The sequence below is a fragment of the Paenibacillus sp. oral taxon 786 str. D14 genome (assembly GCF_000159955.1).
GTDB lineage: Bacteria > Bacillota > Bacilli > Paenibacillales > Paenibacillaceae > Fontibacillus > Fontibacillus phoenicis.
Map to the genome: position 1 here is coordinate 62,019 of NZ_GG695973.1, position 19,477 is coordinate 81,495.

The 19,477-nt window shown below is 52.8% G+C and carries 18 protein-coding genes, 1 tRNA gene, 1 riboswitch and 1 other annotated feature; of the genes, 9 read left to right on the forward strand and 10 right to left on the reverse strand.

Annotation, left to right across the window (positions count from 1 at the left end):
• Positions 1-234 precede the first annotated feature (234 nt).
• The 5 genes from POTG_RS22695 to POTG_RS07120 form a co-directional block, all read right to left on the reverse strand.
• Positions 235-1,449 (reverse strand): anti-sigma factor family protein, encoded by a 1,215-nt coding sequence (locus tag POTG_RS22695; RefSeq protein ID WP_009224145.1) that lies wholly within the window; start codon positions 1,447-1,449, stop codon positions 235-237.
• Positions 1,446-1,994 (reverse strand): RNA polymerase sigma factor, encoded by a 549-nt coding sequence (locus POTG_RS07105; RefSeq protein ID WP_009224146.1) that lies wholly within the window; start codon positions 1,992-1,994, stop codon positions 1,446-1,448. The genes POTG_RS22695 and POTG_RS07105 overlap by 4 nt, the downstream gene beginning before the upstream one ends.
• A 171-nt stretch (positions 1,995-2,165) precedes the next feature.
• Positions 2,166-4,964: a ComEC/Rec2 family competence protein gene (locus tag POTG_RS07110; protein WP_009224147.1), complete on the reverse strand. Its 2,799-nt coding sequence runs from the start codon at positions 4,962-4,964 to the stop codon at positions 2,166-2,168.
• 100 nt (positions 4,965-5,064) lie between these two features.
• Positions 5,065-5,583: a deoxycytidylate deaminase gene (locus POTG_RS07115; RefSeq protein ID WP_009224148.1), complete on the reverse strand. Its 519-nt coding sequence runs from the start codon at positions 5,581-5,583 to the stop codon at positions 5,065-5,067.
• Between the two features lie 42 nt (positions 5,584-5,625).
• Entirely contained in the window at positions 5,626-6,111 is a 486-nt protein-coding gene (locus tag POTG_RS07120) for a ComEA family DNA-binding protein (RefSeq protein ID WP_232282244.1), read from the reverse strand.
• Between the two features lie 219 nt (positions 6,112-6,330).
• On the opposite strand from POTG_RS07120, the gene comER reads away from it, so the two are divergent.
• Complete coding sequence (gene comER, locus POTG_RS07125) at positions 6,331-7,266, forward strand: late competence protein ComER (RefSeq protein WP_009224150.1); 936 nt, start codon at positions 6,331-6,333, stop codon at positions 7,264-7,266.
• Positions 7,267-7,297: 31 nt separating this feature from the next.
• Here comER and leuS read toward each other — a convergent pair whose 3' ends face one another.
• Complete coding sequence (leuS, locus tag POTG_RS07130; protein WP_009224151.1) at positions 7,298-9,739, reverse strand: leucine--tRNA ligase; 2,442 nt, start codon at positions 9,737-9,739, stop codon at positions 7,298-7,300.
• A 109-nt stretch (positions 9,740-9,848) separates the two neighbouring features.
• Positions 9,849-10,065 (reverse strand) — a binding site (T-box leader).
• A gap of 164 nt (positions 10,066-10,229) precedes the next feature.
• On the opposite strand from leuS, the gene POTG_RS07135 reads away from it, so the two are divergent.
• A tRNA-Pro gene (locus POTG_RS07135) sits at positions 10,230-10,303 on the forward strand.
• Positions 10,304-10,345: 42 nt separating this feature from the next.
• Here POTG_RS07135 and POTG_RS07140 read toward each other — a convergent pair.
• A complete protein-coding gene (locus POTG_RS07140; RefSeq protein WP_009224152.1) occupies positions 10,346-10,744 on the reverse strand; it encodes a hypothetical protein in 399 nt (132 codons plus the stop codon).
• A 98-nt stretch (positions 10,745-10,842) separates the two neighbouring features.
• Between POTG_RS07140 and POTG_RS07145 the strand changes: the two genes are divergently transcribed.
• Complete coding sequence (locus POTG_RS07145; RefSeq protein WP_009224153.1) at positions 10,843-11,028, forward strand: hypothetical protein; 186 nt, start codon at positions 10,843-10,845, stop codon at positions 11,026-11,028.
• A gap of 529 nt (positions 11,029-11,557) precedes the next feature.
• Here POTG_RS07145 and POTG_RS07155 read toward each other — a convergent pair.
• Positions 11,558-12,481 (reverse strand): FUSC family protein, encoded by a 924-nt coding sequence (locus POTG_RS07155; RefSeq protein WP_009224154.1) that lies wholly within the window; start codon positions 12,479-12,481, stop codon positions 11,558-11,560.
• A 221-nt stretch (positions 12,482-12,702) separates the two neighbouring features.
• Positions 12,703-12,805: riboswitch (TPP riboswitch) on the forward strand.
• A gap of 114 nt (positions 12,806-12,919) precedes the next feature.
• Here POTG_RS07155 and POTG_RS07160 point away from each other — a divergent pair.
• The 4 genes from POTG_RS07160 to thiH are packed head-to-tail and all read left to right on the forward strand — an operon-like array spanning position 12,920 to position 15,677.
• Positions 12,920-13,564 carry a thiamine phosphate synthase gene (locus tag POTG_RS07160; protein WP_009224155.1) on the forward strand — a complete coding sequence of 215 codons (645 nt, stop codon included), beginning with the start codon at positions 12,920-12,922 and terminating at the stop codon, positions 13,562-13,564.
• 5 nt (positions 13,565-13,569) lie between these two features.
• The gene (thiS, locus tag POTG_RS07165) at positions 13,570-13,773 is read left to right on the forward strand and encodes a sulfur carrier protein ThiS (protein ID WP_036644618.1); all 204 of its coding nucleotides are present in this window, start codon (positions 13,570-13,572) and stop codon (positions 13,771-13,773) included.
• Between the two features lie 5 nt (positions 13,774-13,778).
• Positions 13,779-14,558 carry a thiazole synthase gene (locus tag POTG_RS07170; RefSeq protein ID WP_009224157.1) on the forward strand — a complete coding sequence of 260 codons (780 nt, stop codon included), beginning with the start codon at positions 13,779-13,781 and terminating at the stop codon, positions 14,556-14,558.
• 3 nt (positions 14,559-14,561) lie between these two features.
• Positions 14,562-15,677 carry a 2-iminoacetate synthase ThiH gene (gene thiH, locus POTG_RS07175; RefSeq protein WP_009224158.1) on the forward strand — a complete coding sequence of 372 codons (1,116 nt, stop codon included), beginning with the start codon at positions 14,562-14,564 and terminating at the stop codon, positions 15,675-15,677.
• Between the two features lie 173 nt (positions 15,678-15,850).
• Here thiH and POTG_RS07180 read toward each other — a convergent pair whose 3' ends face one another.
• On the reverse strand, positions 15,851-16,894 hold the full coding sequence (locus tag POTG_RS07180; RefSeq protein WP_009224159.1) for a YkvI family membrane protein: 1,044 nt from the start codon (positions 16,892-16,894) through the stop codon (positions 15,851-15,853).
• A 154-nt stretch (positions 16,895-17,048) separates the two neighbouring features.
• Here POTG_RS07180 and POTG_RS07185 point away from each other — a divergent pair, with 154 nt between their 5' ends.
• Both POTG_RS07185 and POTG_RS07190 read left to right on the forward strand, forming a co-directional pair.
• Positions 17,049-17,873 (forward strand): AraC family transcriptional regulator, encoded by an 825-nt coding sequence (locus tag POTG_RS07185; RefSeq protein ID WP_036644619.1) that lies wholly within the window; start codon positions 17,049-17,051, stop codon positions 17,871-17,873.
• 154 nt (positions 17,874-18,027) lie between these two features.
• The gene (locus tag POTG_RS07190; RefSeq protein WP_009224161.1) at positions 18,028-19,188 is read left to right on the forward strand and encodes a Gfo/Idh/MocA family protein; all 1,161 of its coding nucleotides are present in this window, start codon (positions 18,028-18,030) and stop codon (positions 19,186-19,188) included.
• Positions 19,189-19,216: 28 nt separating this feature from the next.
• Here the strand turns inward: POTG_RS07190 and POTG_RS25125 are convergent, their stop codons facing one another.
• Complete coding sequence (locus POTG_RS25125) at positions 19,217-19,345, reverse strand: hypothetical protein (RefSeq protein ID WP_260071459.1); 129 nt, start codon at positions 19,343-19,345, stop codon at positions 19,217-19,219.
• Positions 19,346-19,477 lie beyond the last annotated feature (132 nt).

Here is a 19,477-nt window from a genome sequence, read left to right on the forward strand (position 1 = left end):
GCTTATAATGCAACAGAGGGACCTCTGCCTCTTGGCGAAAGATCCCTCTGTCCCGGAACATCTATATAAACGCGGGCTAAAGAGCTCTAGAAACTCTCCCGCCAGCGGTCATACGACGATCAGGGGTTTAATCCGTTATCTCTACTATATATATAACCTATTCCATATCTCCTGAAAAGGTGACTGCCGCATGTTCAAAAAACCGCCCAAATTCGTCCGTCTTTTGCACTTATTTTAGGGCTGTGTTCCTTTTGCAGCATCCGTGGCCGCCTTCTCGGCATCGATGGTATGAACCGCAGGGGTTCCCTCGATTTCTGTCTCGTACGTAAATACATGGCCTGCTTCCGACCACGACCCGTCAACCCAATCCCCATCGATCACCTGATCAGCCACCAGTTTCCGTTCCTCGGCTTCGAGACGATATACATACAGGTGTCCGTCCTTGAACTCGGCTTCAAATGCGCCATCTGGAGAAGTCCAGATATTAAAGCTCGCGATGCCAAACTTCTCTCTGAGATCATCGATGAGCATTTGCTGATCTGCGATCGGATCCTCCAGATTGTCCGGAGCTTGCGTATCGCCCGCAGGGTCCGAATTTCCCGCTTCTGGCGATGTTGGCTCCTGCACAGGAGCCTTGTCACTGCCGCCATTTGGAACCGAAGGGCTGCCGGACGAATGGTTCTTCCCTTGATTTGGCTCGCTTGGAGCTTTGTCGCCTGCACCGGGGTTGCCCGGCGTCACCGCTGGAGAACCGGTATCCGGTGTATTCCCGGGAGCAATTCGATCTTGGGCGCCTCCGGTATTCGAGTCTTCAGTCGGAGGAACCACATCTTTGGACACTGGAGTGTCCAAATCTCCGGTCTCAGGCTCACCGGTATTGGTGTCGTCACTGAACAGCCGAGCGTTGCCCGCGGCATCGTCCGCCGAGTTGGCTGCCGAGGATTGCTCATTCGCCGATTCCAACGCGGTGTCCATGGCGATCTCGGCATCGGATACAGTGCGCGGTTCGTATTGATAAATGAATACGCCCAATATCAATACCGCCGCCACACCAAGCGCCCCATACCGGTAAATCCGGCTCCGACGCATTCCTGCTCCCGCATCAGGACGACGAAGACTGCGTCGGCTCGGCAGCATGCCACCTTGACCGGCATCCGCATCGCGTTGCACCGCTGTCATCGGCAGCACGATTTCCTCCGCAGCACTGCCGCCTTCACGGCGGGCCCGGTCGATCTCATCCAACTGCGGAAGGATCGCGTCCACGAGGCTATAGTTCGGAACTACCTTCGGCAGCTCCTCCAATTGCGCAGACAGCTTGCGAAGCAGCGCAAACGTTTCGGCGCACTCTTCACAACTGCGCATATGCTCAAAGAGAAGAGAGGTCTCCTCATCATTTAAGTCATGGTCTAGATAACGATGCATCCATTCCACCGCCTCTGGGCACTTCATCCTGATACACCACCTTTCTGATAATCTTGGAGTAAGTGTTGCAGCTGTTGCCTTGCCCTAAATAAATAGGATTTCACCGTATTCAGCGGCAAATTCAAGCTGTCAGCAATTTCGTTATACGAAAAATCTTGCAAATACCTCAGCACAACCACCGACCGATGGTGATCCGGCAATTGTTCAATCGCGCTTCGGATGTCCTCGGCCAAGTAGCCCGACATCACTTCCCGTTCTACGCTATCATTCCCCTGAAACACCATTTCGTGCTCTTCGATCGATACGGTTGGCTTATTTCTGCGAAATTTGTCGATACAGATGTTGGTCACAATCCGCTGAACCCAGGTTTTGAACTGCGCTTTTTCTTCATAGGAACCGATTTTCGTATAAATGCGAATGAGCGCTTCCTGAGCAGCATCATGTGCATCCTGTTCATTGTTTAAAATATAATAGGCCGTCCGGTACACATGGCTTTCAATTTCTCGCAATAGGGTGATTAGAGCGTCGCGATCGCCCGTTTGAGCGGCTCTGATGAGTCCCTGCTCTACCACTAAGGCTCCCCCTTCCTTGCATCCTTACAGACGCTAATGTCCGACAAGATGTTGCAATGTTGTTACTATTTTTAAAAAATATTTTAGAAGTCCACCCTCTAAGCAATCTGACCTAAGGATACCAGAAAAAAAAGGCCCCGTCATCCTTACAAACAGCGAAAAGGCCTGATTCTATGGGATTGGAAGCAGCTTATATCTAACCTCGATTCTTCCCTCTCGAACTCTCATTTGGACCTCGCCTTGGTTGTCGGTTCGATAGATTCGAATCTGTTGAGCGTTCAACCGATCAATGACCGTAGGATGCGGGTGGCCATACAGGTTTGAAGCGCCAACCGAGATAAGTGCCGCCTCCAGTTGCCAATATTCTAGCCAAGCTGCAGAGGTAGAGGTTTTGCTGCCGTGGTGGGCGACTTTCATGACATCGATCGAAGAGGGATTCGGCGTTGTCGTTCGCAAAGCGGTCAGCGTTTCAAGCCCAAGTACCTCCTTCTCCGCCGCCTCATCCATATCACCTGTAAATAAAAAGGAAGCTCCATTCATATCTAAACGAAAGACGATCGAGCGGTGATTTTGTTCTTTCACGAAGGGGATTGGGTTAAGCGCCTCCTCAGGCATCAGGGGATAAAGCACCTCCAAGCGGGTGGCGTCATCCGGTTGCAGCTTCATGCCGCGGCTTGCCGAATACACCGGAATACGCTGGGTCAGCGCCGTTTCCATCAAGCTCGTCATCGTCTTGGACTCGGCCAGGCTGCCATTGATCAACAGCGCCTCCACGGGAATGGAATCAAGCACCGCCTGCAGTCCGCCGATATGATCCTGGTCCCCGTGCGTTAAAATAACCGCATCCAAGCGGTGGATCCCGCGCTTCTTGAGCAGCGGAACAACTGTTTTAGCCCCGACCTCAAAAGGTTCATGCCGCTCCCGCCACGCATCCTTCGCTTTGCGAAACGATACCGTCCCGCCGCCGTCCACCAAAATATGCTTGCCAGATGGCGTTGTGATCAGAGCACAATCACCTTGGCCGACATCGATGAACTCGATATAGCCGGTCCCTTGGCTGTATGCCGGTTGATATCCAGTGATCAGCAGCAGCCCTAGGCCCATGGCTACGCCCAAACGCAGAAGATCCATTCGTTTCGTCCATACCCATCGGCTAAGCGCGTCTGCGATCGACCCCAATCCGTAACCCCGTTGGGCCCAGGCGGTTCTAGAAGCTGTCAATCTCCCAAGAAACCCTAGCCGAGCCCGGAATCCAGGCACGTCCTGAGGCCACTCACTCCAGCTGAGATGAGCGAAAGCTGCCTCTCGTTTAGCTGGATTCAGAGGAACGGTTTCGTCATCCTGGGGGCTTACAGCCAAGGCTTCGGCAGCTAAGCGCTCACGGCGATGTCCCCAATACACCAGCAGATAGCACCCGGCATAAAAAGCCGCGATCCAAAGCAGCGATGGCGATTTCCAATAGGTCATAAAGCCGCTGCGCGCACTTAGCCAGTTTGTTGCTGCAAACGTTGCCTCGTTCAGCCAACGTACCGGAAGAGCCGCCCAGGCGCCCAGCTTGATCGATAACAACCCTAACAGCAACGCCCCTGTTCCCAGCGGAAGCGCTAAGGTACCAATCAACGGAACCAGCAGCAAATTGGCCGGAATCGATAGGAAAGAGAACTGATTAAAATAGAAAATGGTCAGCGGAAAAGATACCAGCTGCGCCGCCAACGTGATCGCCACCGCATTCCCGATCTTACCAGGCAGCCATCTCAGGTACGGAGTTAAGCGCGGGACGAACACGATCAGCCCCGCCGTCACAGCGAACGAGAGCTGAAAGCTCACGTTCAGCAAATAATACGGCTCCCAGATCAACATCAGCATCGCAACGGCGGCCAATACGTTCAGGCTGTCTTTTAGCAGCCCGCGCCTTAGCAAATACAGCCCCAGCATCGTCATCAGCCCGGACCGGATGACCGATGGGGAGAAACCGGTAAGCAGCATGTATCCCGGAACGAACATCATTGCAACCGTGATTGCCGTCTCCCGCGTCACCCGGCACAGGCGAAGTAATCCGAACACAAGCGCCACGTTAATCGCAACATGGCTGCCGGAAATGGCGAGGATATGCGTGAGCCCAAGCTGTGTAAACTCCGCGTATTTATCCGGGTCGAGCTCATTCTGCAAGCCAATCAGCAGCCCCTTCATATAACCGGCTTGCCAGTCCGGAAACAATCGCTCAATGCGCTCGCCAAGGCGTTCGCGCAAAGCATCGACAGATCCTAAGGCAGCGGCGGCGCCTCGGGATGGCTGTCCCGCCTTCAGAGACGATGCCCCCGAAGCTTTGACCAGCCAATGGATCCGCTGCAAATGTAAATACCGACGGTAATCAAATGCGCCAAAATTGCGGGCAGGCTGCGGTAACTCCAGCGTTCCATTCAGCGTAACCCGTAGCCCGCGATGCCAGGTGGCTGCCGTCTGCTGTTCGCTTCGCGATGCGAGCCGCAGCTGGACCGCAACCTTTTCTCCACGAGGAATCTCATGCTTCGCCAACGCTTTCCCATCTGGCGAAATCAGCGATAAGCCGCTGACTTTCAGCGTAAAATCAGCCCGGTCCCCATCGACCTTGACCGTGGATACGATCGTTCCCTCCATACGGATGGTTTGACCATCAAGCACCTGCGCCCCCTCCTTTGTAGGGCTTGTCCCTGTTCCTGCTTCTTTTTCTGCTTCCATACCGGCCACTATCGGTCCGATCCGGCTCACATTGCCCGCTTCGTTATACAGCCAATAGCAGCCCCCAAGCAACAAAGCCAACCCTGCCAAGGCGAGACTTCGCCAAGCTTGACGCCAAATGATGGCGATGGCTGTACAGACCAACAACAATCCCAGCCCAAACAACCAAAAACGCCAGCCGGTATAAGCTGCCGCCAAGCCGCTTCCAGCGATCCAACCGCAAGTTATCGCAATTAACGGTCTTCGGTTCATGGACATCCCCCTCCTGGTCTACCTCAACAAAAAAACACCCCACCCGCCCTAAGGCGAATGGGGTGCTTCCACATTCAATGATCGATCAAAAAAATTTCAATTATTCTTCCACGTGCGCAATCGTTTCCTGCGGCGGTTGATACCCTTCCAGGCGGCGGAAAGTGATGCCTTTTTGCTTCATCATGGCCGTCACTTTATCGGTATCCTTCGGATAGGGCCGATGGAATACGATCTCCGTAATGCCGCTGTTCGCCAGCATATTCGCGCAAGTCCAACATGGCTCGTCCGTCACATAGACACTGGAGCCTTCCCGGTCGATCCGGTCCGTGAACAACAGCAGGTTCTGTTCGGCATGGATGGTACGGACGCAGCGCTGTTTCTTCACCATTTTCTCCTGTCCATCCTCTACCACCAGCTCGTATTCTTCCGCAATCATACAGCCGGCCTCCGAGCAGTCCGGAACACCGGAAGGGGCGCCGTTATAAGCCGTGCCGAGCAGCTTCTTGCCCTGAACGAGCACAGCGCCGACATGACGTCGGTTACACCGCGACCGCGTCGATACCATATAAGCGATATCCATAAAATACGTATCCCAATCTTTGCGTTTGTCCGGATTCATATTCCATCATCACCCTCGCAAGTCATGTTTCGATCACAAGAATTACAGCCCGATATAAGGCTTCATTTTCTCCAGCATTTTGTCTCCGATGCCTTTCACCTCGGTCAACGCTTCAATGGAGGTAAAAGGACCATGCGCATTTCGGTAATCGAGAATGGCTTTGGCTTTCTTCTCGCCGATCCCGGGGATTTCCTGCAGCTCGGCCAATCCGGCGCGATTAATGCTGATTTTTCCCGTATCCGTTGATTTCCCGGCTTCTTCCTTAAAGGCTGCAACTCCGCTGTTCGATTCGGCCCCGGCACTAGGCCCTGCGTTCTGACCTGCTGCATCCGCGTTCGTTACCGTCTCTCCTGAACCGCCGCCTGGATCCGCAGCCGAGCCTTCTGTGGCCAGTGCGGCCTTAACCTCGGCATTGATCGGCGTCCAGCCTTCGATGCCTGCAGGTGGGCGGCTGCCCGTAGCCAGCAGCATCAATCCGGCGCCAATCGCAGCCGAAACGATGGCCGTCAATACGAGTTCCCTCCGCATATCGTAACTCCACTCCTCTTTCAACATCTTAAAAGAATCTGCCAATAGTCATGAAGATCCAATCAAGCTGCATACAATCTATACAAGTGAAGTAGAAACGGCAAAAGTAGGATCGCAATAACGTAAGACTAACCGCCTCAATACCACAACAAGTGAACGAGTGCAATCACTTTAACGTTTTACCAATACAGTGCGCGAAGCACGGAAAGGGGAAGCCGGATGAAAGTCGCCTTCATCGGAACCGGAGCCATGGGAAGCCTGCTCATTGACGCGTTTTTGCGTTCCGGCGCGCTGCTCCCGCAAAATATTTGTGCCAGCAACCGCTCTCCCTCGAAAGCGAAACGGCTGGCCCAGCGCCATCCCGGACTGCGGGCGTACAGCAGCAATGCCGAAGCCGCCCAGGGAAGCAAAATCGTCTTCTTGTGCATCAAACCCCTGGATTACCCCGATGTCATCGCGGAAATCCGGGACGTGCTCGATGAGAAACAGATCGTCGTGTCGATCACGAGCCCCGTTCAAATTGAAACCTTAGAAGCTGCCATTCCCTCAAAAATCGCCAAAATCATTCCCAGCATCACGCATTCCGTTCACAGCGGCGCTTCGCTCTGCATCTACGGCGGGCGGATTCGCCCCGAAGACCGTCTGCTCCTGGAGCAGCTGATGTCCTCAATCAGCACGCCAATCACTCTTAAAGAGAGCGAAACTCGAATCGCTTCCGATTTATCCAGCTGCGGGCCGGCTTTCGTTGCTCATATGCTGCAGCTTTGGGCCGAGTCTGCCGCTGAATTAACCGGTATCGGTTATGCGGAGGCGATTGCGCTCGGCTCGGAAATGCTGCTAGGCACCGGCAAGCTGCTGACCGAAGGCGGCCTGAACCCCGAGCAACTGATCGAACGGGTTGCCGTCCCCGGAGGAGTGACCGCTGAAGGCATCGCTGTGCTAGATTCCAGCCTGCGCGAGGTTTTTGCCCGCCTGATCGATACGACTCATCGCAAATACGACGACGATATCAGCAAGCTGCATGCGCTGTTTCATCCGGCCATTCCGGATGCCCTGCCGTCGTCTTCGGATCATGCTCCGTCATGTCCGGAAAGGGAAGCCCCCTTTGCCGGCGTCAAACCGCCGGACGGATCGGGGGCCGCCTCCATTTCCTGAACAAACCTACGCCCTCACGAAAGGAAGCGGCTTATCCGACGACGATATTCACCAGCTTGCCTGGCACCGCAATCACTTTGCGAATCGTCTTCCCAGCCACAGCCTGCTGAACGTTCGGCAGGCTTAAGCTATGTTCTTGCATAGCTGCTTGATCCAGGTCTTTGGAAATTTTCGTGCGTTCTACGATTTTTCCGTTCACTTGCACGACGATTTCAACTTCGGATTCTACTGTCCAAGCCTCATCGTACGTTGGCCATGGTTCATACGTAATCGTATCGGTATGGCCAAGGCGTTCCCACAGCTCTTCCGCCAAATGCGGTGCCAGCGGGGACAGCATCTGCACGAAGTTTTCCGCTGCCGCTTTCGGCACAGCATCCGTTTTGTAAGCCTCGTTAACGAAAATCATCAACTGGCTGATCGCGGTGTTAAAGCGCAGGTTTTCAAAATCCTCCGTCACTTTCTTAATCGTCTTGTGCCAAGTGCGTTTAAATTCGTCGCTGCCGCCGTCCGCTGTAATTTTCGGATTCAGGCTGCCGTCTTCAGCAACAAACAGACGCCATACGCGGGACAGGAAGCGGTGAATGCCCTCCACGCCGCTTTCATTCCATGGCTTCGTTGCTTCCAACGGTCCCATGAACATTTCATAAACGCGCAACGTATCCGCCCCGTATTGGTTAACGATTTCGTCCGGATTGATGACGTTGCCGCGGGATTTACTCATCTTCTCATTGTTGGTGCCAAGGATCATTCCTTGGTTTACCAGTTTTTGGAACGGCTCTTTGGTCGTAACCACTCCGAGATCATACAGCACCTTATGCCAGAAGCGGGCGTAGAGCAGGTGAAGCACTGCATGCTCAGCCCCACCGATGTACAGGTCAACCGGCAGCCATTCCTGCTGCTTCTCCTTCGAGCACAGCTCCTTGTCGTTGTGCGGGTCGATATAACGCAGATAATACCAGCAGCTTCCGGCCCATTGCGGCATCGTATTCGTTTCGCGGCGAGCTGGCAGCCCCGTTTCCGGATCTACCGTGTTCACCCATTCGGTCACGTTCGCCAGCGGCGATTCCCCGGTACCCGACGGTTTGATGGCATCCACATCCGGCAGAACCAGCGGCAGCTGATCTTCCGGTACCGGCTTCATCGTGCCGTCTTCCAGATGCAGAATCGGGATCGGCTCACCCCAATACCGCTGACGGCTGAACAGCCAGTCGCGCAGGCGGTAAGTCACTTTGCCGCGGCCTTTGCCGTTTTCCTCCAGCCAGGAGATCATTTTCTTGATTGCTTCCTCTTTGCCCAGACCGTTCAGGAAGCCGGAGTTCACATGGGCTCCGTCGCCCGTGTAAGCCTCTTTCGACAGATCGCCGCCTTCGACCACCTCGATGATCGGCAGATCATACTGTTTGGCGAATTCATAGTCGCGCTCATCATGCCCCGGTACGGCCATGATCGCACCGGTTCCGTAACCCGCCAGCACGTAGTCTGCAATCCAGATCGGCAGCTTCTCGCCATTGACCGGATTGATCGCGTATGCACCGGTGAACACCCCGGTTTTCTCCTTAGCAAGGTCGGTACGTTCCAGATCGCTCTTCCGCGCAGCTTGGTCTTGGTAAGCTTCAACCGCTTCGCGTTGAGCATCGGTCGTGATTTTCTTGACCAGTTCATGTTCTGGCGCAAGCACGGCATAAGTAGCCCCAAACAGCGTATCCGGGCGTGTGGTAAAGACCGTCAGAGATGCGTCATGTCCATCAATCTCGAAGACGACCTCGGCGCCTTCGGATTTCCCAATCCAGTTGCGCTGCATATCCTTGATGCTTTCCGACCAGTCCAGCTCCTCCAGGTCTTCCAGCAGTCGTTCGGCATATTCGGTAATTTTCAGCACCCATTGGCGCATCGGCTTGCGGATGACCGGATGGCCGCCGCGTTCGCTCTTGCCATCAATGACCTCTTCGTTCGCCAGCACCGTTCCCAATGCCGGGCACCAGTTCACCGGAACTTCGGCCACATAGGCCAGACCTTTTTTATACAGCTGGATAAAAATCCACTGCGTCCATTTATAATAATTCGGATCCGTCGTACTGATCTCGCGGTCCCAATCGTAGGAGAAGCCCAGTGACTTGATTTGGCGCCGGAAATTGTTGATGTTCTTCACCGTGATATCACGCGGATGTTCGCCCGTATCGAGCGCATGCTGCTCCGCCGGCAGCCCGAAAGCATCCCAGCCCATCGGATGCAGAACGTTATATCCGCGCATCCGTTTAAAGCGGGAGACGATATCCGTGGCCGTATAGCCTTCCGGATGGCCTACATGGAGGCCTGCTCCCGATGGATAAGGGAACATGTCAAGGGCATAAAACTTCGGTTTCCCCGACTCTTCCCGTGTTTTGAAAGTGTGATGCTCATCCCAGTAGGCCTGCCATTTCGGTTCGATGGCCTGGGGACGGTAAACGTCATGGGGCACGTTATAGTCCGCCATAATTCAAAATCCTCCTTGAAACAACAATTTGATATGCGGGATCAAAGTCAATAACCGACTGATTGAACTCCCTAAAATTAAAAACCTCCCGACCCGTAGCGTTATGATCGCTAGGGACGAGAGGAGATTTCCCGTGGTACCACCCTAGTTAGCGTCGGACATGCTTTGTCCTAGCTCCCTTTGCACCCTTAACGCGGGCAAGACGATGATGATTTGCGCATCATAACTCCAAGGCGAGTTCATCTGCATTCCCCAACCGGCTTGCACCAAACGCCGGCTCTCTGGATGGCGAAATCCAAATTACTATTCCTCTTCAAAGTTCCACACTATAGAATTGGATTATCAATTATTATATAAAATAATGCCACATATCGTCAACGTTGGTTCCTATTCCTTGCGTTCAAAATTTTTTCATCCGTTACCCCCTTTACAGTTTCGTCTAAAAGTGTATAATGTATTAATGTTTCCCCCAAATTATTAATATTGCTGACGAGACGTGGCTCAGCTTGGTAGAGCGCTTGCTTCGGGAGCAAGAGGTCGCAGGTTCAAATCCTGTCGTCTCGATTCTTATGGCACCAATATCGCGGTCTTATGGCCGCGATTTTTTTATTGCGTTTTTAAGGCTGAAAGATCATTAACCAACCTCATGCACAACCCCTGAACGGTGAAGTTACTAAAACTGACCCCGTCCTCGCTTTCTAATACGATCCTAAGGAGCTGCCCCGCATTTATCTTCTGCCATGGAGTAGCAAATGACGTATTCCTATGCTCATGAATGAAGTCTTCGTGCATTTTTTTCTCATCTTCATTAAAGATGCTCTTAAGAACTTCCGGATGATCCACTTCAAAGCAAGCCACAATCCGATCAAATTTAACCTGAGCGTCGTTTCTAAGTTCCTCAAAGTTCGAAACGGGGATCTTCTTGGCTGAGTAGGTTTGAATAAGGAAATTCTCAACTTCTTGAAGAGAAGACTTCGTTGATTTATTTGGGGGGAGTTTGTTCATAGAGATCGGCTCCTAAACTCAATTTAAAAAAATGAATGCTCTTCAACGCGGTTCCAAGTATACTAATGTTAAAGGGTAACCCATAGGGAGGGATTACAGTGAATATGTGGGAGAAACAAGAGAAAGAAAAGTTTAAAGAGTATCAACGTAAGCCTTTCATCAATTTTGCGGATTCGATGAATCGTGCTGAAATCGGAGATTGGGACGCTTTAGCAAAAGGCGGCTTTTGGACCACTCTCGTCATCATCGTAGGACTCCTTCTTTTCTTCTCCTTTAGATTCTAACAGGCCAAAAACTGCTAGTGCACTCCTTTTTTACTGTATAAAAACAATCCTTGAAACAATTTCCGATACTTAACGTATTGTGTTTTAAGGTTAGTAATGGGAGTCTTTTTATTTTTATTTGTCCTTCTTGCTTTACTAAATATCTTTTTCCCGCGAATCTCTTGGTATATGAGCTATGGCTGGAAGAGGGCTCTGATCCACTAAAAGCCTTTGATTTTCATCAATCTCATCCAGCAACCCTTCTTTTTCATACTAGCGGATGTAGAGTCCGCCCCAGCGGGTTCACGGTTGCTTGGTGCCGGCGACGAAGGCATTCAGCTTCGCGAAATCGCTGCTGTCATCGGGCGGCAATTAAACGTGCCTGTGGTCAGCATCACACCGGAAGAGGCTGATGCCCATTTCGGTTTTCTTGGTGCCATCAGGACACTATTTTGCTTAAAAAAGCAGGGATGCCCCAGAAGCCTTTAACGGCTCTTGGGACATCCCCTTTCTACCTGTTCGTTAGAAAATCGTAGGCACCATACCCACGTTACGATATTTTAAGCTCCGCTTTCGTCTGGAAACGACCCCGCTCCTTAATCGGAAGCGGTAATCCCAGCTTCTGCAGCTCAGCGTATATCCAATCCGCGTGGTACTCATAGACGGTTTCGATCTTGTACTGCTGCTCTTCACTACGGTTTCCTACCTCTGCTGAGTCGCTCCGTTCATGATCGGCCTCGACCAGCAACAGTCGATGCTCGGCAAGCAGCTGCTGCAAAATCACCAAATGCTCATAGATATGGCGATAGGATTCAATTTCTTTGCCGATGTGCTCCATCGATTCGCTGAGATCTCGAGTCAGATGGAATTCCTCTTTGCAAAGCTGATAATATTTCTCCAGGCAACCTAGCTCCGCACGAAAACTCTCCAAATCGACGACTTCCCGGCACGTCGTGATCTGCCCGAATAAATCGGCCATCCGCTTAGCGACGGCTTTCCGCGCCTTTTCCAAATCGGCCTCATGCTTAGGGGGGAAGACGACCAAATTGACGATCACAGCAACAGCAATACCAACCAGTGTGTCCGTGATCCGGTTAATCCCATAAAAAATCGGACTTTCACCCGGCTGAAGATTTAACATAATGGCTAAAAAAACGATACACCCGATGGATATCGACTTATTCCATTTCAGCAAATTGCAGACATAGATCACGACGATGACGCCTAACGCGCAATACACCGCGTTCCCAGGCTCAATCATGGCGAAACCTGCACCCACGATCGCCCCAACAAACGTCCCCATCGTCCGATGTTTCCCGGCCGTAAATGAGTTGGTGACCGAATTTTCCATGGAAATGATCGTTGCGATCGCGGCGTAAAAAGGATACTCCAGGCGCAATAACGCTGCAACGATCACACACAAACAGATGGCTAGCCCTGTCTTGAGATTGCGTAAACCAATCGTCCATTTCAATCTCATCACTCCCCAATCAAGCTCCGACCGTATTATAGAGGATGTTTTTAATTCGCTTCAATTTAATTAAACATCACAAAACGGCTATTTTTGCGATAAATCGTGACATTTTCATGAAAATTTCTTGGAAACGGCTTAAAGCAGGCAGCTTAACACCAATCCAATTCAACGGTTGTAATTATCTGGATCCCCGTGTATAGTAAACATGACAATTCTAAATCGATCGACACTAGGGGAGCCGCAAGGCTGAGATGAATCGAAAGATTCGGACCCTTTGAACCTGAACGGGTTAAGACCTGCGTAGGGAAGTGGAGAGTAAAGCATACATGAACCGGAAAATAGGTCTATTTAGGCTTATACATTCTGTTGCTGAACTTAGCCCCCTCCTTACGGAGGGGGCTTTTTTGCATTGGATTTCTAACCTGAGAGGGGATGAATATGACGAGCCAAAAATTAACGCTAACCGCACCCGAACTGCATCTGATCTCCATCTCTCCCATCCACGTATCCGAACTGCTCAGGGTATCCCTCAAGGCCCTTCCCTACTTGGATTACATTCATGTGCGGGATAAGCAGCTCACCGCGAAAGGTCAGCTGGAGATCATTCAACAAATGTTCGAATCAGGCATTCCGCTGAACAAAATTGTCGTGAACGATCGGCTGGACGTGGCCTTGGCCGCGCGGGCAGTGAATGTCCACTTAGCCGGCCATAGTCTTCCGGTGGACTCCGCTCGTCCGTTAGCCAGCGGGATGCGCTTGGGCAGGTCGGTTCATTCGGTGGAAGAAACGGTGCAGGCCGCCGTAGATGGAGCGGATTATTGCCTGTTCGGACATGTGTACGATACCTCCAGCAAACCCGGACTTCCCGGCAGAGGGCTGGCGGCATTAACTGCTACGGCGAAGGCTTGCCCGGTTCCGATGATCGCCATTGGAGGCATCCGACCGGATCAAGCGGGAGAGATCATCCGCTGCGGCGCTCAAGGGATTGCCGTCATGACAAGGTTGTTTCATGCACCGGACCCGGCAGAAGAAGCCCAAGCTTACCGCAAGGCGATGCAAGCAGCTTGGCTGGAAAGGAGGTGAACCACGTGCAGGTTCGTCTGAATGGGAAGGAGACGACGTTAAACGAAAGCTGTGTCACACTGGCCGATTTATTAGCGGAACCCCCATGGAGGGACCGGAAGCTGTTGGTTGAACTAAACGGTACGGTTGTGCGAAAGGAAGACTATGCCGTTATCCAGTTATCTGATGGAGATCGCATTGAGCTAGTCCATTTTGTAGGGGGAGGCTGATCAGCATGCAGGACTTATTCCATATTGGCGGCAAGGCTTTGTCCAGCCGTTTATTTATCGGTACCGGCAAATATAACCGCAACACCTTAATTCCCGAAGTGATCGAGCGTTCAGGAGCAGAGGTCATCACCGTCGCTTTAAGAAGAGTGAATCCCGATTGGGAAGAGGAAAATCTGCTGCATCATATTCCTTCGCATATGACGCTGCTGCCGAACACCTCCGGCGCCCGTAACGCGGAAGAGGCGATCCGCATCGCCAGATTGGCTAGGGCGGCGGATATGGGCAATTGGATCAAACTGGAGGTCATCCAGGATCAACGTTATTTGCTGCCAGACAACGTGGAAACCATTAAAGCAACCGAGGTATTGGCCGCAGAAGGGTTCGTTGTCCTTCCTTATATGAGCCCGGATTTGTCGGCTGCTCTCCGGCTAAGGGATGCAGGAGCCGCTGCCGTCATGCCGCTCGGTTCACCGATTGGCAGTAACCGCGGTCTGCGGACGAAGGAACTGATTCAGATCCTGATCGAGGAAGCAGGCCTGCCGGTGATCGTTGACGCCGGCATCGGTAAGCCGTCTGAGGCGGCGGAAGCGATGGAAATGGGAGCGGCGGCGGTCCTCTTGAACACAGCGATTGCGACCGCCCGCGATCCGCTGGGGATGGCCGAAGCGTTCCGCGCAGCCGTAGTGGCCGGCAGACTAGCTCATTTGGCCGGACTAGGGCCGGTGGAGCAAAACGCCGTGGCCTCCTCCCCGCTGACCGGGTTTCTGGATGAAGTGGAGGCCTAAGTGATGAGCTTTTATGACAAAATCCAATCCTGGGAAGGCTTCCCCTTTCCACAGCGGCTGCAAGGTTACAGCGATGCAGATGTACGGCGAGCGCTTAGCAAGCCTAAGCTTGATGGGGAGGATCTGTTAGCCTTGCTGTCACCGGCGGCCGATAGACATTTGGAGGAGATGGCCCAACGGGCTCAGCGGATCACCCAAAGCCAGTTCGGAAACGTGATCCAGTTGTTTACCCCGATGTATGTGTCCGATTATTGCGTAAACCACTGTGAGTATTGCAGCTTTAGCTCGATCTATGACTTTCCGCGAAAAAAATTAGATATGCAAGAGGTCGAACGGGAAGCCGCGGCGATTGCCGCTACCGGCATCCGTCATATCCTGCTGTTAACCGGTGAATCCCGCAAAGATTCCCCGGTCGAATACTTAAAGGATTGCGTGAAGGTGCTGCGCAAGTATTTTTCCTCCATAGGCATTGAGGTCAACCCGCTGTCCGTCTCCGAATATCAGGAGTTAGGCGCGGTAGGTGTAGACAGCCTGACGGTATTTCAAGAGGTCTACCACCGGGAAACGTATACCAAGCTCCATCTGAAAGGACCCAAGCGCAATTATCGAAATCGGCTGGATGCCCCTGAGCGCGGCTGTGCTGCAGGCTATCGGTCCGTTAATATCGGTGCATTACTTGGCTTGTACGATTGGAGACAGGAAGCCTTTTTTGCAGCCATGCATGCGGATTATTTACAAACCAAGTATCCGGGGTGTGAGATCAGCTTGTCGATCCCGCGGTTCCGCCCTTTTCTCGGAGATTACGAACCGGATGCCCAGGTGACCGATCGGGCTTTGGTGCAGGTGACGCTCGCCTACCGTCTCTTTCTGCCGCGGGCCGGGATCACCTTATCCAGCCGGGAGCCTGCCCGATTACGCGACAGGCTGGTTCACCTTGGCGTTACCAAGATGTCGGCCGGCGTATCCACGGCAGTTGGGGGCCATTCCCAAGGCGGAGGCACCCCGCAGTTTCAAATATCCGATGAGCGTAGCGTAGCCGAAATCCGGGAAATGCTCTATCAAAACGGACTGCAGCCTGTGTTTAAAGACTGGGATATCTTAGTCCCAACTGAAAGCTAGGGCGAACATCAATCGAGCCGGACCTTCCCTGCATCCAGGGAAATGTCCGGCTCTTCTTCTCATCTATATCAGCGAAAAATCGACACGATCCATTCCGCCAGCGGTTTCCCCAGTATAAACCCGCAGGTGAATCGGTTCCGTGATATTTTCAGCAGCACATGGAAACAGGAAGCTTAACGAAGAGGCAACCGCCGGAACGCCAATAAAATAAGCAGCAGCATCCCAATATATCCAAACATGGGGTACAGGTATGTTAATAAGGAAGCAAAACCAGCCTGGCTAATCACAAAGCAAGCAACTAAGATGATCAGCATGGTCATGTTTTTGGGCACCTGATAGAGGCTTTGCAGCTGTCGCGTGACGCCAAAGACATTGCCGATCAGGGTCGTAAATATCTCGCCATAGAGCACTAACAGAAACAGCACATGCAGAAACGGGCCGAGGTCGCGGACGATGACCGCCATCGGAATCTCGTAACTAAGCATTTCAGGCATCCGGGAATTCAAAGCAATATGGTAAATCAACAGCATAGAGCCAAGCCCGATACCACCCCAGAAGCCGCCCCATTTTAATGTACTCTCCTCCTGAACCTCGCTCCCCAGCGGAATCAACACAGCCTGGATAAAAGCAAAGTTGAGGGCAGCATACACAAATGGGCTCAGCACCCACTTGTAACTTTCCAGTTGTTGCAGCTGGAAGCCGTTGATCCCGAACAGACCTTCCGGCTCAATCGCGCGGAACGCAATCAAGCTCGTAAATAGAAGAATCATCGGCACAACCAGCACATTCACAACCACGATACCGTTCATCCCCTTTGTCATCACCAGATAGCTCAAGACGATACTCACGATGATCCCGAGTTGATAAGGCAGCTGAAGCTGCTCGGCAAAGATCGAACCGGTGCCGGATAGCATTACGGCGGTAACCCCCAGCAGGATCAGCAGGGTCAGGAAGTTGGCAACCTTGCCGAACAGGCGGCCAAACAGATGATCATTAAATTCCTGGTAAGAGAATGCTTGTATTCGATGGGCATAGATCATCATTTTCGTCCCCAACCACATGAAGAGCAACGTCGAAATGATAATCCCTGCGGCGCCAACCGAGCCATAAAGGGTAAAAAATTGCATAATCGATTGTCCCGAAGCAAAACCGGCGCCGACCACCGTACCGATGTAGGTAACGGCAATTTGAAATATTTTGACCCATCGATCATTCATATTGCCACCATCATTTCCATTTTTTGAATTCTCCCAATTTCATCCTATGTCCAAGCTCTTCCATCTATTCTTGAAACAAAAAAGAGGAATCTCCCGCCAAAATGCAGTACATTTAGGAGGGAATGTGATTTTAACGACACGGAGGGATCTAAAAGTGAAATCGTTCTATCAAAATTGGAAATTGGATCCCGAGCTTCCGATGGATATCTACCAGAGCACGAACATTACGTTTTATCCTCATTTCCATGCTGAAATCGAGTTTATTTATGTCCTCTCCGGCACCATCCGGATTGGGGTTAATGAAGAAATCCGCCTGCTTCGGCAAGGCGACATGGTTATCTGCGGCAGCAACGATATCCACTATTTTGACAGCCGAGAGTTGGAGTCGGAAATTATCATTCTGATCTGCAAACCGGAGTGGATCACGATGACAAAAAGCTGGCCGTCCGACTTTCGCTTCGCCTCACCTTATATTCCGGCAGGTACTCCGGGGCTCGAAACAGTGAAAACGATCCTGGACGAGCTAATTCGGGAAAAAGACGAAAAGAAACCTGGCTATCCCCTGCTGCTGAAAGCCGGCATCTTAAAGCTGTGCGGCAGTCTGCAAAGGGCGGTGGACACGCTGCCGATGGACCGTACCACCAAGGAGAAGTACGAGTCCCGCCGGGCGCGGATGCAGCAAATTTTGTCCTATATCGAGGACCATTACCGGGAGGAATTAAACGTGAAGGTGATGGCGAAACGTTTTTCCATGGAGCCCTCCCATTTCAGCCGTTCCTTCAAAGCCGCCATCGGCATGAATTTCAAAACTTATCTCAACACGGTTCGCGTCCTAAGCGCCGAACATCAGCTGCTGACCAGCGATCTCAGTATTATGGAAATCGCTCTGGAGTGCGGCTTCAGCAGCATTCGTACGTTTAACCGCGTGTTTAAGGAGCTGCGGGGCACTGTCCCTTCCAGCCTGCGCCCATCCCGATAGCTGAACGGGTACCTGCAGAGAATGGGAAAACGCATATTTTGTCCATACATACGCATAAACTGGCGAGAGATCGCAAGGAAATCTAATTATAATGGGGTTGAAAAAGTAAAATTTAAAAAAACTTTTGACTACACCCGCGAAACGGAGGAATTCGATGAACCCGCTGCGAGTTGGAATGATCGGTTACAAGTTTATGGGCAAAGCCCACAGCAACGCCTATCGGGCGCTGCCGATGTTTTTCCCCGACGCTTTAAAGCCGGAGATGGCTGTATTATGCGGCCGTAACGAAGAAGCGGTGCAAGAGGCGGCCAATCGTCTGGGCTGGCGCGAAACGACCACGGATTGGCGAGCGCTCGTCGCCAGAGACGATATCGACCTGATCGACATCAATGCCCCCAGCGACGCCCATAAGGAAATCGCACTTGCGGCAGCTCAGGCGGGAAAGCATATTTTTTGCGAGAAACCGTTAGCGCTTACATTGCAGGATGCCCGGGAGATGCTTGCTGCGGCCGAAGCTGCCGGTGTCGCTCATATGGTTGGCTTCAACTACCGCTTCTCGCCGGCTGTCCGGTTGGCTAAGGAGCTGGTACAGAGCGGCCGGCTTGGCCGGATCTACCATTTCCGGGCCTGGTTCCTGCAGGATTGGGTCATGGACCCGTCCTTCCCGCTGGTTTGGCGGCTGCAGAAGGACATTGCTGGATCGGGGGCGCATGGAGATCTAGGGGCCCATCTGATCGATCTGGCCCACTATCTGGTTGGAGACATCCAGGAAGTGATCGGCATGAGCGAGACGTTTATCAAGGAACGGCCGCTCGCTGAGAATATGACCGGCCTTAGCGCCAAAAGCAGCGCAGATGCGCCGAAGGGGCCGGTCACGGTCGATGACGCCACGCTGTTCCTGGCCCGGTTCACCAACGGCGCGCTAGGCAGCTTTGAGGCAACGCGGTTTGCCGCCGGCCACCGCTCGACCAATGCTTTTGAAATCAACGGCAGCCTGGGCAGCGTGAAATTCGACTTCGAGCGGATGAATGAGCTTGAGGTGTACTTCACCTCCGACGACGCCGATGTCCAGGGCTTCCGGCGCGTACTTGCCACCGATCCGGCCCACGCTTATGCCGAAGCTTGGTGGCCGCCGGGGCACACGATCGGGTTCGAGCATACGTTTACGCACGAGGTGCTGGAGCTGACTTCGGCCATTCGCGAAGGCCGTGGGCCTGTGCCGAGCTTCCGTGAAGGCGTTCAATGCCAGGCCGTGCTGGAAGCGGTGGAACGCTCGATTGCGGAGCGGCGCTGGGTCGGCATTTCCGAAATGTGATAGGCACAGGGTCATGGGGTGTGGCCGTTTAGGCCGCGCCGGATTGCAGGTGGGTCCGCGGGTATTGCGGAATGCGGCACATTCTGCTGGGGTCCACGGAATGCGACCCGTTCCGCGGGGTGACCTGCGGAATCGGTCCCCATCCGGCATCCCACATCCGGTGTTCCCCATCCAGCGGCCTAACGGACCACAGCGACCTTATTCGTCTATTTCCCGGCTATTTCCCGCTGTAACGGACTCCAATGACCTTATGGAGCGATTGTGGCGAACGTTCAGCTGCTTTTTCCCG